Source organism: Streptomyces sp. NPDC050732 (assembly GCF_040654255.1).
GTDB lineage: Bacteria > Actinomycetota > Actinomycetes > Streptomycetales > Streptomycetaceae > Streptomyces.
Genome location: NZ_JBFAHP010000011.1, coordinates 99966 through 115419, shown reverse-complemented (window position 1 = coordinate 115419; position 15454 = coordinate 99966). Strand labels below are relative to the sequence as shown.

The window sequence follows — 15454 nt, the reverse complement described above, 5'->3', positions numbered from 1 at the left end:
CACCCGTACAGGGTGCTGAGACCGGCCCTTCGGCGGCGCGCGTTGACGCCGGAACCCGTCCGTCAGTCGCGGGCGGGCTCCACCGAGTCCACCGCGCCGGCGGTGCTGCGCTCGAACCGGCCGTCCAGCTTGGCGACCAGACCCGTCACCTGGCGGGCGATGTCCGGGGCGGTCAGGCCGATCTCGGCCATGATCTCCTTGCGGGACGCGTGATCGAGGAAGCGCGGCGGGATGCCGAAGTCGCGCAACGGCACGTCGACGCCCGCGTCGCGCAGGGCCTGGGCGATCGCGGAGCCGACGCCACCCGCGCGCGAGTTGTCCTCGACGGTGACGACGACGCGGTGCTGCTCGGCGAGGGGCGCCATGGCCTCGTCGACCGGCTTGACCCAGCGCGGGTCGACGACGGTCGTGGTGATGCCCTGCTTGTTCAGCAGGTCGGCGATCTCCAGGCACATCGGCGCGAGCGCGCCGACGGAGACGAGCAGCACGTCCGGGCGGTCGGCGTCCGGCTTGCGCAGCACGTCCATGCCGCCGACCGTGCCGACGGCCTTGACGGCGGGGCCCACCGCGCCCTTGGAGTAGCGCACGACGGTCGGCGCGTCGTCGACCTCGACGGCCTCGCGCAGCTGGAGGCGGACCTGGTCGGCGTCGCGCGGCGCGGCGATCCGCACGGTGGGCACGCACTGCAGGATCGACATGTCCCACATGCCGTTGTGCGAGGCGCCGTCCGTGCCGGTGACGCCCGCCCGGTCCAGGACGAAGGTGACGCCGCACTTGTGCAGGGCCACGTCCATCAGGAGCTGGTCGAAGGCGCGGTTGAGGAAGGTCGCGTAGACGGCGAAGACGGGGTGCAGGCCGCCGGTGGCGAGGCCCGCCGCCGAGACGGCCGCGTGCTGCTCGGCGATGCCCACGTCGTACACGCGGTCGGGGAACGCCTTGGAGAACTTCTCCAGGCCGACCGGCTGGAGCATGGCGGCCGTGATGGCGACGATGTCCTCGCGCTCGTGACCGAGCTTGACCATCTCCTCGCCGAAGACGGACGTCCAGTCCATGCCGCCCGCGGCGATGGGCAGGCCGGTGTCGGGGTGGATCGGGCCGATGCCGTGGAAGTGGTCGGCCTCGTCCTCCTCGGCGGGCTTGTAGCCGCGGCCCTTCTCGGTGAGGCAGTGCACGATGACCGGGCCGCCGAAGCGCTTGGCGCGCTGCAGCGCGGACTCCAGGGCCTCGATGTCGTGGCCGTCGATCGGCCCGACGTACTTCAGGCCCAGGTCCTCGAACATGCCCTGCGGGGCGATGAAGTCCTTCAGGCCCTTCTTGGCGCCGTGCAGGGTCTCGTAGAGCGGCCTGCCCACGACGGGCGTGCGCTCCAGGATGTCCTTCCCACGGGCCAGGAACCGCTCGTAGCCGTCGGTGGTCCGCAGCGTCGCCAGGTGGTTGGCGAGGCCACCGATCGTCGGCGCGTACGACCGTTCGTTGTCGTTGACGACGATGACGAGGGGGCGGTCCTTGGCGGCGGCGATGTTGTTCAGCGCCTCCCAGGCCATACCGCCCGTGAGCGCGCCGTCACCGATGACGGCGACCACGTGGTCGTCCTTGCCGCGCACCTCGTTGGCCTTCGCGAGGCCGTCGGCCCAGCCGAGGACCGTGGAGGCGTGGCTGTTCTCGATGACGTCGTGCTCGGACTCGGCGCGCGAGGGGTAGCCGGACAGGCCGCCCTTGCCGCGCAGCTTGCCGAAGTCCTGGCGGCCGGTGAGCAGCTTGTGCACGTAGCTCTGGTGGCCGGTGTCGAAGAGGACCTTGTCCTGGGGGGACTCGAAGACGCGGTGCAGGGCGATGGTGAGCTCGACCACGCCGAGGTTCGGGCCGAGGTGGCCGCCGGTCTTGGAGACTGCTTCGACGAGGAAGCCGCGGATCTCTCCGGCCAGCTGGTTCAGCTCCTCCGGGCTGAGACGGTCCAGATCGCGCGGTCCCGTGATGCGGGTCAGCAGCGGCACCCGTGCCTCCTTGCAGTAGAGCTGAGATGTGCGGTTCGAGCGTTGCCGGGTCTGCCGAGTCTAATGTTCCGCACCTGACGTGTGCGTCCGGGAGGCAACTTCTCCAGCCAAACGGAAGACCCCGCGCCCCTTTTTTAGGGGCGCGGGGAACTGCGCGCTCAGCCACAAACGGCCTGCAGCCGGCGGAGCACCTCAGGCGCGACCTGCGGACTTCTGAGTACGCCGCGAAACAGAGTCAATGACCACCGCGGCGAGCAGCACCGCACCCGTGATCATGAACTGGATCTCACTCGCCATGCCCAGCATGTTCAGCCCCTGCTGGATCGACTGGATCACCAGCATGCCGAGCAGCGCGGACCACACCTTGCCGCGCCCGCCGAAGAGGCTCGTGCCGCCGATGACGGCCGCCGCGATCACCATCATCAGCGTGTTGCCGCCGCCGAGGCTCTTCGTCGCACCGCCGGAGAGGCTGGCGATGAAGAGGCCGCCGAACGCGGCGAGCATGCCGGAGATGGCGAAGACGGTGATCCGGATCCGGTCGACGTTGATGCCGGCCCGGCGCGCGGCCTCCGCGTTGCCGCCGACCGCGAAGACCTGGCGGCCGAAGGTGGTGCGGCGCGCCACGAAGTCCGCGATCACCAGGACGGCGAGGAAGAGCACCAGGGCCAGCGGCAGGCCGCGGGCGCCGGACGGCTCGTTCAGCTCGTACGCGGCGCCGCCCGCGAGGACGGCGACGACGGCCGTGCGCAGCACGATCTCGCTGACCGGCCGCGACGGGAGCCCGGCGGCCTTGCGGCGACGGCTGTCGAGGAGCAGGGAGCCCGCGTACGCGATGATCGCGACGGCCGCGAGGCCGTAGGCGGCGCCCTTCTCGGCGAAGAAGTGCCCGGTGAGGTCCTCGACGACGCTGCCCTCGGGCGTGTTGATGCTGCCCTCGCCGCCCATCAGCCAGATCTGCAGGCCGCTCCAGCCGAGGAAGCCGGCGAGGGTGACCACGAAGGCGGGCACGCCGATCTTGGCGAAGAAGAAGCCGTGCAGGGCGCCGATGACCAGGCCGGACAGGACGGCGATGAGCACCGACAGCCAGTCGTTCAGCTCGTGGGTGACGCTCAGCACGGCCCAGACCGCCGCGCCCATGCCGGCCACCGAGCCGACCGAGAGGTCGATCTCGCCGAGCAGCAGGACGAAGACGATGCCGACGGCCATGATGCCGAGGCCGGAGGTGAAGACCGCGATGTTCGCGAGGCTGCTCGCGTCCAGGAAGTGGTCGTTCTTCAGCTGGAAGATGACCGCGATGACGATCAGGCCGACGACGACGGGCAGTGAGCCGAGCTCACCGCCGCGCATCTTGCGCTTGAACTCGGTCCAGTAGCCGGCCAGGCCCTCCTCGCGGACGAGCAGGCGCGGGTCGACGGCGGGTGCCGGGGCGGCCGGGGCGGGGGCGTCGGTCGCGGGCCCCGAGTCCTTGCCGGTGGGGGTCTTGGCGAGGTCGCTCACTTCGCGTCCTCCTTCGTCGCCGTGGCCGTGCGCGCCCTGCGGCGGGTGACGGCGTTGTCCGTCGCGCCGGTGATGGCGGCGATGATCTCTTCGTTGGTGGTGTCGGCGACGGAGAACGTGCCGTTGTTGCGGCCGAGCCGCAGCACAGCGACGCGGTCCGCGACGGCCTTCACGTCGGCCATGTTGTGGCTGATGAGGATCACTCCGTGGCCGCGCTCGCGCAGCCGCTCGACGAGGTCGAGGACCTGCGCGGTCTGCTCGACGCCGAGGGCCGCGGTGGGCTCGTCGAGGATGACGACCTTGGGGTCGCCGACGAGCGCGCGGGCGATGGCGACGACCTGGCGCTGGCCTCCGGAGAGCGCCGCGACCGGGATGCGGACGCTGGGGATGCGGATGGAGAGCGTGTCGAGGAGTTCCTTGGCCCGCTTCTCCATCTTGATCTCGTCGAGGACGGAGGCCGTCTTCAGCTCGCTGCCGAGGAACAGGTTGGCGACGACGTCGAGGTTGTCGCAGAGGGCGAGGTCCTGGTAGACGGTGGCGACGCCGAGGTTCTGGGCGTCGTGCGGGCGCCCGATGCGGACCGGCCTGCCCTCCCACTCGATGGTGCCGTCGTCGATCGGGTGGACGCCCGAGATCGTCTTGACGAGGGTGGACTTGCCGGCGCCGTTGTCGCCGACCAGGGCGACCACCTCACCGGTGTGGATTTCGAGGTCTACGTCCGTGAGCGCCTGGACGGCGCCGAACCGCTTGGAGACCCCGCGCAACGCCAGCACGGGCGTAGCGGACACGTGAATCATCTCCTTCGCCGCCTGACCGGCGGGGAATGGTGGTGCAGCAAGGGCAGGGCCGGTGCCCGCCCCCCGTCTGCGGGGCGGAGTGAATGGGGCGAGCACCGGACCGGTACTGGAATGCCGTCCCGTACGGGGGCCGCTCGGGAGCGCTCTCGCGCGCCCGCGGGCCGCATCTCGTGCGGCCCGGGGACCGCATCTCGTACGAACGGATTTACCGCAAACGGGAGTTACTTGATACCCGCGGTGTCGCACGCCTTCTTGTACTGGGCGGTGCAGATCTCGCTGACCTTGTACACCTTGTCCTTGACGATGGTGTCCGCGACCTCGTCCTTGGTGATCGCCTGCGCGTCGTACAGCTTGGCCGGGATGCCCTTGAAGTCGCCGCTCAGCGAGTCGACCTTGCGGTCGGTGAGGGTGTCGATGCTCTTGCCCTTGAGCAGGTTCACGGCGATCTCGGCGGTGGTCTCGGCCTCCGGCCGGATCTGCTTGTAGATCGTGTAGTCCTGGTCGCCGCTCAGCAGGCGCTGCACGCCCGCGAGTTCGGCGTCCTGGCCGCCGACCGGGACCTTGATGCCGCGCTGCTTGAGGGCGGTGATCACGCCGCCCGCCATGCCGTCGTTGGCGGCGTAGACGCCCTGGATGCCGTCCTTGCCGAGCTTGTCGATCGCGGAGGACATCTTCTTGTTCGCCTCGTCGGGCGACCAGTCCGGGATGTCCTGCTCGTACGCGATCTTCTTGACCTTCTTGTCGAGCACCGAGTGGGCGCCCTTCTTGAAGAAGGGGGCGTTCGGGTCGGTCGGCGAGCCGTTGATCATGACGACGTTGGCGTCCTTGGCCGCGGAGCCGAGCGCCTTGACCATGGCCCCGCCCTGGAGGCGGCCGATCTTCTCGTTGTCGTACGAGACGTAGGCGGCGAGGGGGCCCTCGGCGAGGCGGTCGTACGCGACGACCTTCACGCCCTGCTTCTCGGCCTGCTTGACCCACGACTTGGTCGACTTGTAGTCGACCGCGTCCAGGATGATCACCTTGACGCCCTGGGTGACGAGGGCGTCGAACTGCTTCTTCTGGTTCTCGATGTCCTGAGCGGCGTTGTTGTACTTGACCTTGCAGTCCGAGCAGAGTTCCTTGATCTTCGCCTCCATGATGGGGCGGTCGAAGGTCTCGTAGCGCGTGGTCTTGTTCTCGGGGAGCAGCAGACCGATGGTCTTGCCGTCGCCGCCGCTGCCCTTGTCGTCGTCGCCGTCTCCGGCCTTGCCACAGGCGGTCATGGCGAGTGCCATCGAAACCGCGGCCGTGCCTATGACGACGCGACGCGTCATTGCGTTCATGGTGGGGTGCCTCCCTGACGAGGCCGCGTCGTTGCGGCCGAGGTGGCTCGAAGTCAACTCGGCCGCCACACCAGCGTCAAGGAGTAAATCCTTAACGAGATGACAACGGTGCCATGCGTTATCTAAGTGAAGGCAGGCGCGCCCGCAGGCAGTGTTCCGTCCAAAAGGGTCGAATCCCCCATCTCGCTGAGTGCGAGCGCCAGCGCGCCGAGCACCTCGGCGCGGCCGCCGAGCGCCCCGGGCAGGACCGACAGCTGACGCGCCGCGCTCGGGATCGCATACCGCCCGACGGACTCCCTGATGGGTCCGAGCACCAGCTCACCGGCCTCGGCGAGGTCACCGCCGAGCACGACACGGGAGGGGTTGAGGAGGTTGCAGAGGTTCGCGACGCCACTGCCGATGTGCCGCCCGACGTCGGCGATCACGCGCCGGCAACCGGGGTCGCCGTCGCGCGCGAGGCCGACCACCCGCTCCATGGTCAGGTCGGTGCCGTGGCTCGACTGGAGGAGCGGCAGGACATAGCGGGCGGCGGTGAAGGTCTCCAGGCAGCCGCGGTTGCCGCAGCGGCAGACCGGGCCCGACTCGTCGAGCGTGATGTGCCCGATCTCCCCGGCCGTGCCGCCGGGGCCGCGGTAGATCCGCCCGCTGATCACGAGCCCGGCGCCGACACCGCTCGCGACCTTGATGTACGCGAGGTCCCTGACCCCCCGGCCGCTCCCCCAGACCAGCTCGCCGAGCGCGCCCAGGTTGGCGTCGTTGTCGACGTGCACCGGCACGCCGAGGCGGCCCCCGAGCTCCTCGGCGGGCTTGGTGCCGGTCCAGCCCGGCAGGATCGACGTGGAGCCGAGGGTCCCGGACTCGACGTCGATGGGCCCCGGCACGCCGAGCCCCACTCCGGCGATCTTCGTACGGTCCACTCCGGTGGCCGCGATCAGCCTGCTGACCAGTTGCTCGGCCCGGTCGAAGCCCTGCGCGGCGGACGCGTCGACGTCCAGCGGCTCGGACTCCTCGGCGAGCACCTGGTGGGCGAGGTTGCCGACCGCCACGCGCAGGTGCGTATGGCCGAAGTCGACGCCGATGACGATGCCGGCGTCACCGCTGAGCGAGACGCTGCGGGCCCGCCTGCCGCCCGCCGAGGTGGGCGTGACCTCGACCGTACCGCCGTCCTTCAGTTCCCGGACGATGTTGGAGACCGTCGCGGCCGACAGGCCCGTCGTCCTCGCGATCTCCGCCTGCGTGAGCGATCCCGCGAGCCGCACGGCGCGTACGACCCGCTCCAGATTGGCCCGGTGCAGAGACGACTGCGACCCCGGAGTCTCCATTGACTCTCACCCTTTGCCCTCATTCGGGCGACCTGTGGCCTCCCGTGACACCGGCCGCAGAAACGGGTACCGGGCCATGTACAAGTTGTGAACTCCAAACTCCGCTGAAGGAGCTGCCGCAGTCAAGTCGTTGACGGAAATCAGGAGTCGGCGGAGCTCCGGTCCCGCGGCTTCCCCCGCATCCGCGACACCGCGACCCCGGAGAGGCAGAGGAGACCGCCGAGGAGCGCGAGCCAGCCGGGCACCTCACCGAGGAACAGCCACGACATGAGGATGACGAGCACCGGCACCGCGTAGGTCGTCGTGCCCATCTTCCCCGCGGTGCTGTGGGAGATCGCGTAGGCCCAAGTACTGAACGCGAGGGCGGTCGGAAAGACGCCGAGATACACCACCTGCAACGTCGCCGACGCCGGGGCCCGGCCCACCTCCGACACGAACTGCCCGACGAACGGCAGGCACGCCACCGCGCCGACGAGCGCGCCGAACGTCGTCACCTGCAGCGGTGTGGCGTGCTTCAGCGTCGGCTTCTGCAGCACCACGCCCACCGCGTACACCACCGCAGCGAGCAGGCACAGCAGCACGCCGAGCAGCGAGGACCCGCCGCCGCCCGACGACGTGGCGAGCCCGACCACCACGGCCCCGGCGAACGAGACCGTCATGCCGGCCATCAGCTTGGGCGGGAAGCCCTCCTTGAGCAGCCAACCGCCGAGAAGTGCCATCAGGATCGGCCCGACATTGACGATCATGGAGGCCGTACCGGCGTCCACCTCCCGCTCGCCCCAGTTCAGCGCGACCATGTACGCGCCGAACCAGAGGGCGCCCGACGCGGCGATGCCGAGCCAGGCCTCGCGGGGCGGGAACCCCTCGCGCCGGACCAGCAGGATGGCGCCCAGCACGAGGGATGCCACCGCGAGCCGGCCGAAGGCGAGCGCGCCGGGTCCGAAGTGCTCGCCGGAGCTGCGGATCGAGATGAACGACGAGGCCCACAGCACCACCGTGACGGAGGCCGCCGCGAGCACGCGGCCGTCGTTCTTCTTCGGCTGCTCCTGCTTCTCGGGCCGCGCCGGCTTCTCCGCCCCTTGCGCCGCCGCTGTTGTTCCGGACTGTCGGCTCACGTTCGTGTCCTCCTGGAAGTCACCGGGTCCGGGCCCGCGGTGGGGGTGGGGGTCGGGGTTGCGGGGTCGGGCAGCAGGAGTACGTAACGGATCTCCTGCCGGTACGCGGGCAGCAGCACCTGCGACGTGACGGTGATCTCGTCCGCCGAGACGTGCGGGAGGCGCAGTCGGAAGCGGTGGCCCTGCCGGTAGGCGATGACGTTGAGGTCCTGGCTCCATCTGCTCCGGCACTCGGGGTCGTCGAGCACTTCGTCGAGGAGCGCGCCGAGTTGACGGTCGCCGCGGCTCGTCACCAGCGCGAAGCGCAGCTGGGCGAGGTAGACGGCGGCGTGGCCCGGCCAGTCGGTGAGCTGCTCGCGCGCCTCGGGCGAGAGGAGGACCCAGCGCAGGAGATTGGCGCCGGGCTCCAGGACCCAGGGGAACCAGGTGGCCATGGTCCGCGTGTGGTCAAGGATGTTCCAGGCCTGGTCGACGAGGTAGGCGGGGAACTGCTCCTGCGTGGCGAGGAGTTGGGAGAGGGCGCACCGGGGCGCTCCGTCGACTCTGCGGCCGGGCGTGAGCGGGTCGGCGTCGGCGTGCACGTTCCCGTACAGGGCGAGGCGTTCGTCCGGGCCGAGCGCCAGCGCCGCGGAGAGCCGCATGAGCGCGTCGGGGGTGAGCGGCACGCCCGCGTCGCTCTCCAGATTGCGGTACCAGCGCTCGCTCACTTCCATGCGCCGGGCGACTTCTTTCTGGGGCAACGGCTTGCCGCGCTGCATTTTCTTTCCGGCGGTGGCCCGCCACGCACGCAACAAGTCCGGGAGCCTCGCGGTGTGCTGAACCACCTGGAATTACCTCTCAGTTGCGCCATACACGCGTCATGCACGGGCCCGAAATGGAAACGGGCCCGCCGAAACAAGATCATCACGACCGAGCCCGCATACTACCTTCACTCCCAGAGCACGCAGTGTGATCTCCGGCACCCGCACCCGGGGTTTCGCCGATGTGCGCCGCGGCAGCACGGGCCGCCCAACGACCGGCAAATATTTGCCGGTTACTGACCCTCGCAATTCTACTGCAGACCCCGTGACACCTGCGGCACTTGCCCGACCCGTCCCCTTTGCGGGTAGGCAATCCCAAGACGCGCCGTATTCGGACGGCCACGCCATTCGGCGCGAGGCGGCAGATATTTGCCGCTTGACGGTGATCGTTTTTGGCTGGAAGCATCACCGCCAGCTGTCACGGAGAACGTTTCCGATTCGTTCCGTCTCCGATTCCTTCTCCCATTCCTTCTACGCTCCCTTCTCCGTTTCACTCCTGTCTCCGTTTCGTTTCCGTTTCTGTTTCGCTTCCGTTTCAGGCCGAAACCCCATCTCATGGAGAGTTACCCGTGCAGGCGGTCGACACCCTTTTGAAGCGGGCGTGCGAGAAATTCGCTGACGCGACCGCGATCACCTCTTCTGCCGATTCGATGTCGTACTCCGCACTGTTGGCACGCGCCGGACAGGTGGCGGACGAGCTGCGGGCGCTGGACATCGGCAGGGGCCATGTCGTCGGCATTCTCGGGCGGCGCGGCGCGTCGGCCGTCGTGGCCGTCCTCGGCGTGTGGATGTCCGGGGCGATCGTCATGCTCGTCGACGACTCACTGCCCGAAGTGCGGCGCGAGACGATGCTGAATTCCGGGCCGGCCCGGGCGACCGTCGACTGTACGGACGGCCACCGCGTCGCACTGCGGCCTCTCGCCTCCGGGCAGGAGGGCGCCACGCCCGCGGACCTCGACGACGAGGACTACGCGTACATCGCCTTCACCTCGGGATCCACCGGGCAGCCCAAGGCGATCGTCGGCAGCCACACGGGTCTCTCCCATTTCCTGGAGTGGCAGTCGCGCGAATTCGGCATCGGCCCGCACGACCGTTTCGCCCACCTCACCAACCTCTCCTTCGACGTCTGGTTCCGGGACGCCCTGACGCCCCTGATATCCGGCGCGACGCTGTGCGTCCCGGACGAGCGGCACCTCGACGCCGACGGCGTCCTCGCATTCCTGCGCCACCACGAGATCACCGGATTCCACCTGGTCCCCTCGCTCGCCAAGGTGTGGCTGTCCGCCGCCGCGCAGACCGCGCCGCTGCCCGCCGTCCGCCTCTCCTTCTTCGCGGGCGAACCGCTGGACGGCGCCCTGGTGAGCAGCTGGCAGACGCTGTTCCCCGACTGCCAGGTCGTGAACCTCTACGGCCCCACCGAGACGACGCTGGCCCAGCACTTCCACCGGGTGCCGCGCGACCCGGCCCCGGGCATCCAGCCCGTGGGCCGCAACCTCCCCGGCTCGCGCAGCCATGTCCTGGACGACAAGGGGGAGTTGTGCCCGGACGGCACCGCCGGTGAGATCCACATCGCCGCCGACCACCCCTCGCACGGGTATCTGGTCGACGGCCGGATGGTCTCGCCCTTCGTCGAGCTGCGGATCGACGGGGAGCGGGTCCTCGCCTATCCGACCGGGGACCTCGGACGGCGTGCCGCGGACGGCGGCCTTGAGGTCCTCGGCCGCGCCGACGACCAGATCAAGATCGCCGGTGTCCGCATCGAACTGCAGGAGGTCCGCTCCGCGATCCAGTCGCACCCGAGCGTCCGCGACGCGTTCGTCTGCGCCCAGGAGGACCGGTTCACCAAGGTCGTCGTCGCCGTCGTGGAGGGCGACGCCTCGGCCGAACGCGAGCTCCGCGACTACCTCGGCGGGCGCCTGATGAGCGTCATGCTCCCGGCCGCCTTCCTCTTCCTGCCCGAGCTCCCGAAGCTGCCCAACGGAAAGGCCGACCGGAAGGCGCTCTCGGAGGCCGCCCGGGTCCACGTCCAGGAGCGGGCCCGGCGCGCCGCCGAGGAGCGCGCCACCGCCGCACAGGAGCCGGGCGCGCGGGGCCGCTCGGTCGCCGACCGGCTCGAACGCATCTGGCTCGACGTGGCGGGTGGCGGGGCGGGACCGCTGGCCGACCGCGAGGCGAACTTCTTCGACGTCGGCGGGACCTCGCTGACCATCGTGGTCCTCCACGCCGAGCTGCAGCGCGAGTTCGGCGTCCGCTTCCCGCTCGTCCGCCTCTTCGAGCACGCGTCCTTCAACGCCCAGCGGCGCTTCCTCACCTCCGTGACCGACGAGCCGCGCGACCGCGTGCCGAGCGCCCCGGCCACCGCGGGCCGCGCCACGCGGAGCCGTGTGCTGTCGACCCGGCGCGCCCGCCGCCGCCCGTAACCACTCCCTTTACCCGAGCAAGGATGAACATGGAAAGTGACGACGAGCTGATCGCCATCGTGTCGATGGAGTGCAGGCTGCCGCAGGCCGACGGCGTCGACGAGTTCTGGCGGAAGCTGGTGGCCGGCGAGAGCGCCCTCAGGGACCTCACGGACGCGGAGGTCGCCTCGGCCGGCGTCCCGGCGGACCAGCGCTCGCGCCCCGACTACGTAAAGCGGGCCGGAGTCCTCGACGGCCTCGCCGAGTTCGACTCCACGTACTTCGGCTACTCGCCGCGCGAAGCGGACATCCTCGACGTGCAGCAGCGCCTCATGCTGGAGTCGTCGGTGTCGCTCCTGGAGCGGGCCAACATCGATCCGCACCGCACGCACCAGCGCATCGGCGTCTTCGCCGGCTCCGGGATGAGCACCTACCTCTTCGGTGCCCTGCGCCGCCGGGACCTGGTCGAATCGCTCGGCGAGATGGTCATCCGGCACGGCAACGACAAGGACTTCCTCGCGACGCGGACCTCGTACAAGCTGAATCTGCGCGGCCCCAGCGTCAATGTGCAGACCGCGTGCTCGACCGGTCTCGTGGCCGTCCACTCCGCCGTGCAGAGCCTGCTCCTGAACGAGTGCGACGCGGCCATCGCCGGGGCGGTGCACGTGCGCCTGCCGCAGCACGCCGGGTACCGGTACCAGGTCGGTGGCGTGCTCTCGCCCGACGGGGTCTGCCGGCCCTTCGACTCCGGCGCCAACGGCACCGTCTTCACCAACGGCATCGGGCTCGTCCTGCTGAAGCGGCTGCGCGACGCGGTGGCCGACGGCGACGAGGTGCACGCCGTGATCGCCGCCTCCGCGGTGAACAACGACGGGGCGGAGAAGGTGAGTTTCACCGCCCCCAGCGTCTCCGGCCAGGTCGACGTGTTGAGCGACGCCCTCCAGATCTCGGGCGCCAAGCAGACGGACATCACGTACATCGAGGCGCACGGCACCGGGACCGCGCTCGGGGACCCCATCGAGATCGAGGCGATCAAGCAGGCGTACGGCCTCGACGGCGACCCCTGCGGCATCGGCTCGCTCAAGGGGAACTTCGGCCACCTCAACATCGCCGCGGGCATCATCGGCCTGATCAAGGCGGCGCTGGTCCTCAAGCACAAGTACGTGCCGCCGACGGTGAACGTCGACGAGGTCAACCCGGCCCTCGATCTCGACGGTTCGCGCTACTTCGTCACCACCGAGGGCCTGCCCCTCGACGGTGACACGGAGAACTGGGTCGGGGTGAGCGCCTTCGGCATGGGCGGTACGAACGGCCACGTCATCCTCAAGAGCTTCGAGCAGGACCCGGCCGAGCCCGCCGACGCGCCCGCCGCCGCCCCCGGAACCGCCGGAGGGCCGAGTGTCCTCACCTTCTCGGCACGGTCGGAGGACGCCCTCCGCAACCAGGCCGCCGCGCTGGCCGACCACCTCGCCACGCACCCGGACGCCTCCCTCGCCGCGTCCGCGTACACGCTGCGCGAAGGCAGGACGCTGCACCCCTACCGCGCGTCGCTGGCCGCCGTCGACCGGGCCGAGGCGATCACCCGGCTGCGCTCCGGGCGCTACCACCGGGGAGCCGAGGCGGACCCGGCCGGTATCGCGTTCGTCTTCGCCGGACAGGGGACGCAGCGCCGGGCGATGGGCGCCGCGCTCACCGCGACGAACGAGCACTTCGCCCGGCGCCTCGACGAGGCCGTCGACGCGGTGAACGAGCACACGGACTTCGACGTGCGGGCCCACCTCGGCCCCGACGGCGAGGTCGACGGCATCGACACCTCCGTGGCCCAGCCGCTCCTGTTCGCCGTCGAGTACGCCCTGGCGACCGCGCTGATCGACGCGGGCGTCCGGCCCGGCCACGTCCTCGGCCACAGCCTCGGCGAGATCGTCGCCGCGACCGTCGCGGGCGTCTTCGACCTGCGGTCGGCGGCGGCGCTCGTCGCGACCCGGGCGCGGCTCATGGGGCGCTGCCCGACCGGGGCGATGCTCGCGGTGGACCGCCTCGACGCGTTCGCGGACCTGCTGGCCGGCGGCGACCTCGTGGTCGCCGCGACCAACTCCCCCGCGCAGCACGTGCTGTCCGGCACCCACGAGGCCGTCGACGCGGCCGCCGCGCGCGCCGCCGACGCCGGGGTCCGTCACCAGCGCCTCGCGACGTCGCACGCCTTCCACTCGCCGCTCATGCGGGACGCCGCGGACGCGTTCCGCGAGTTCCTCGGCACCGTCACCCTGCGCGCGCCGCGCATTCCGCTGGTCTCGAACATCACCGGCCGCCTCCTCACCGAGTACGAGGCCAGGAGCCCGCACTACTGGGCGGACCACCTGCTGCGCCCCGTCGACTTCGCCGGGTCGATGGAGACGCTGCGGGAGGCGGGCGTGCACAGGTTCATCGAGATCGGCTCCGGCCGCTCGATGAGCAACCTGGTGCGGGCCAACCTCGCGTCCGAGTCCGGTACGGACCTCGAACTCGCGCAGACGCTGGGCGAGTCGGAGAACGAGGAGGAGGCGTTCGCGGACGCGGTCGCGCTCGGCTGGGCCGCCGACCCCGAGGTGCCCATCGAGGAGTACGCGAGCGCTCCGCGGATGGTGTCCCTGCCGACGTACGCGTTCGAACGGCAGGTGCACTGGGTGGAGCCGGCGCTCGGGTTCGGGACGGAGGACGCCGGCGCTGTCGCCGTTGCCGCCGATGACGCCACCCCTGCGACCAGGACCCCGGCCGTTCCCGCGTCCGCGCCCGCGCCTTCGGCAACGACTGCCGACGACGACCTCGACGGGCCGACCGAAGAGATCCGCAAGGTCGTCGCGAAGATCTTCGAGACCTTCCTCGGCGGCCCGGCCGCCGACCACGACCGCGAGTTCTTCGAGCTCGGCGGGAACTCGCTCATGGCCATCCAGCTGATCAACAAGCTGCGCGAGACGTTCGAACTGGACTTCTCCGTGCGGGACTTCTACGAGAACAGCTCGGTCGCGGCCACCACGAACGTCATCAAGTCACTGCTGCTCCAGGAGCCCGCCCGTGTCTGACAGTCCCTTCCTCGACGCCGGACGGCTCGCGAGCCTCAAGGCCCGGCTCAGGTCCGGGTCAGGGGCCGAGCCCGACGCCGACGCCCCTCCGCCGCCGTCCCTGCCCGACCTGGGCGTCATCTTCTTCTCCGGGCTGAGCGGCGACAGCGACCCCTACGATCTGCTGCTCGAAGTCTCCCGCTATGTCGACGGGGCCGGGTTCGGCGCCATCTGGACCCCGGAGCGGCACTTCACCGACGCGGGCGGCGCCTACCCCAACCCGGCCGTCCTCGGCGCCGCCCTCGCGATGATCACCGAGAACGTGCGGATCAGGGCGGGCAGCATCAACCTCCCGCTCCACAACGTCCTGCGCGCCGCCGAGGAGTGGGCGCTCGTGGACAACCTGTCCGGCGGGCGTGTGGACCTAGCGGTGGCGCCCGGCTGGCACGCGCGGGACTTCGTCCTGAACCCCGACGCGTTCGAGGACCGGGCCCAGGTGCTCAACCGGTCGCGCGAGCAGCTGCAGGACCTGTGGCGCGGGAACACCGTCCCGCGCACCGACGCCCTCGGCGAGAGCCACGACATCCTGACGTTCCCGCGGCCCGTCCAGCCGGAGCTGCCCGTCTGGCTGACCTCGTCCAAGAGCGAGGACGCCTGGCGGTTCGCGGGCGAGAACGGCTTCAACGTCCTGTCGGCGCTCATCAACTTCGGCCCTCCCGAACTGAAGAAGCGGATCGACATCTACCGCGAGGCGCGGGCCCGGGTGGGGCTCGACCCCGACGCCGGCGTCGTGTCGCTGATGCTGCACACCTACGTGGGCGCCGACATGGACGAGGCCGTGGAGACGGTCAGGCCGGCCATGACCGAGTACCTGAGCTCGTTCGTCACCCAGCACGCGACCTCCGGCCAGAGCGAGTCGCGCGACAAGTCCGAGACCCTGCGGAGCCTCGACAGGGACCGCCAGGAATTCCTGGAGATGGTCTTCCAGCGGTACGTCACGTCGAGCTCGCTGATCGGCGACGTCAAGCAGGCCCGCGCGACCCTTGAGGGCTTCCACGAGATGGGCGTGGACGAGGTCGCCTGCCTCGTCGACTTCGGCCTTTCCAAGGACGAGGTGCTCGCGAGCCTCGCCCGACTCTCCCCGCTGCTCCGCGAGAAGGGGGCCTGAGC

10 protein-coding genes are annotated in these 15454 nt (G+C 70.3%); 3 read left to right on the top strand and 7 right to left on the bottom strand.

Annotated elements, in window-relative coordinates:
* Window positions 1–62: 62 nt before the first annotated feature.
* The 7 genes from dxs to AB0H82_RS12585 form a co-directional block, all read right to left on the bottom strand.
* Window positions 63–1994 carry a 1-deoxy-D-xylulose-5-phosphate synthase gene (gene dxs, locus AB0H82_RS12615; RefSeq protein ID WP_362991731.1) on the bottom strand — a complete coding sequence of 644 codons (1932 nt, stop codon included), beginning with the start codon at window positions 1992–1994 and terminating at the stop codon, window positions 63–65.
* A gap of 192 nt (window positions 1995–2186) precedes the next feature.
* Window positions 2187–3491 (bottom strand): sugar ABC transporter permease, encoded by a 1305-nt coding sequence (locus tag AB0H82_RS12610; protein WP_362991729.1) that lies wholly within the window; start codon window positions 3489–3491, stop codon window positions 2187–2189.
* Entirely contained in the window at window positions 3488–4288 is an 801-nt protein-coding gene (locus AB0H82_RS12605; RefSeq protein WP_362991728.1) for an ATP-binding cassette domain-containing protein, read from the bottom strand. The genes AB0H82_RS12610 and AB0H82_RS12605 overlap by 4 nt, the downstream gene beginning before the upstream one ends.
* 221 nt (window positions 4289–4509) lie before the next feature.
* The gene (locus AB0H82_RS12600) at window positions 4510–5601 is read right to left on the bottom strand and encodes a substrate-binding domain-containing protein (RefSeq protein WP_362991893.1); all 1092 of its coding nucleotides are present in this window, start codon (window positions 5599–5601) and stop codon (window positions 4510–4512) included.
* A gap of 131 nt (window positions 5602–5732) precedes the next feature.
* Entirely contained in the window at window positions 5733–6932 is a 1200-nt protein-coding gene (locus tag AB0H82_RS12595) for an ROK family transcriptional regulator (protein WP_362991726.1), read from the bottom strand.
* A gap of 140 nt (window positions 6933–7072) precedes the next feature.
* Entirely contained in the window at window positions 7073–7951 is an 879-nt protein-coding gene (locus tag AB0H82_RS12590; protein WP_362991891.1) for a DMT family transporter, read from the bottom strand.
* 92 nt (window positions 7952–8043) lie between these two features.
* Window positions 8044–8760 carry an XRE family transcriptional regulator gene (locus tag AB0H82_RS12585; protein WP_362991724.1) on the bottom strand — a complete coding sequence of 239 codons (717 nt, stop codon included), beginning with the start codon at window positions 8758–8760 and terminating at the stop codon, window positions 8044–8046.
* Between the two features lie 656 nt (window positions 8761–9416).
* Between AB0H82_RS12585 and AB0H82_RS12580 the strand changes: the two genes are divergently transcribed.
* The 3 genes from AB0H82_RS12580 to AB0H82_RS12570 are packed head-to-tail and all read left to right on the top strand — an operon-like array spanning window position 9417 to window position 15452.
* Window positions 9417–11267, top strand: a complete 1851-nt coding sequence (locus AB0H82_RS12580; RefSeq protein WP_362991722.1) for a non-ribosomal peptide synthetase — start codon at window positions 9417–9419, stop codon at window positions 11265–11267.
* Between the two features lie 23 nt (window positions 11268–11290).
* A complete protein-coding gene (locus AB0H82_RS12575) occupies window positions 11291–14305 on the top strand; it encodes a beta-ketoacyl synthase N-terminal-like domain-containing protein (RefSeq protein ID WP_362991720.1) in 3015 nt (1004 codons plus the stop codon).
* On the top strand, window positions 14298–15452 hold the full coding sequence (locus AB0H82_RS12570; RefSeq protein ID WP_362991718.1) for a MupA/Atu3671 family FMN-dependent luciferase-like monooxygenase: 1155 nt from the start codon (window positions 14298–14300) through the stop codon (window positions 15450–15452). The genes AB0H82_RS12575 and AB0H82_RS12570 overlap by 8 nt, the downstream gene beginning before the upstream one ends.
* Window positions 15453–15454: the final 2 nt, after the last annotated feature.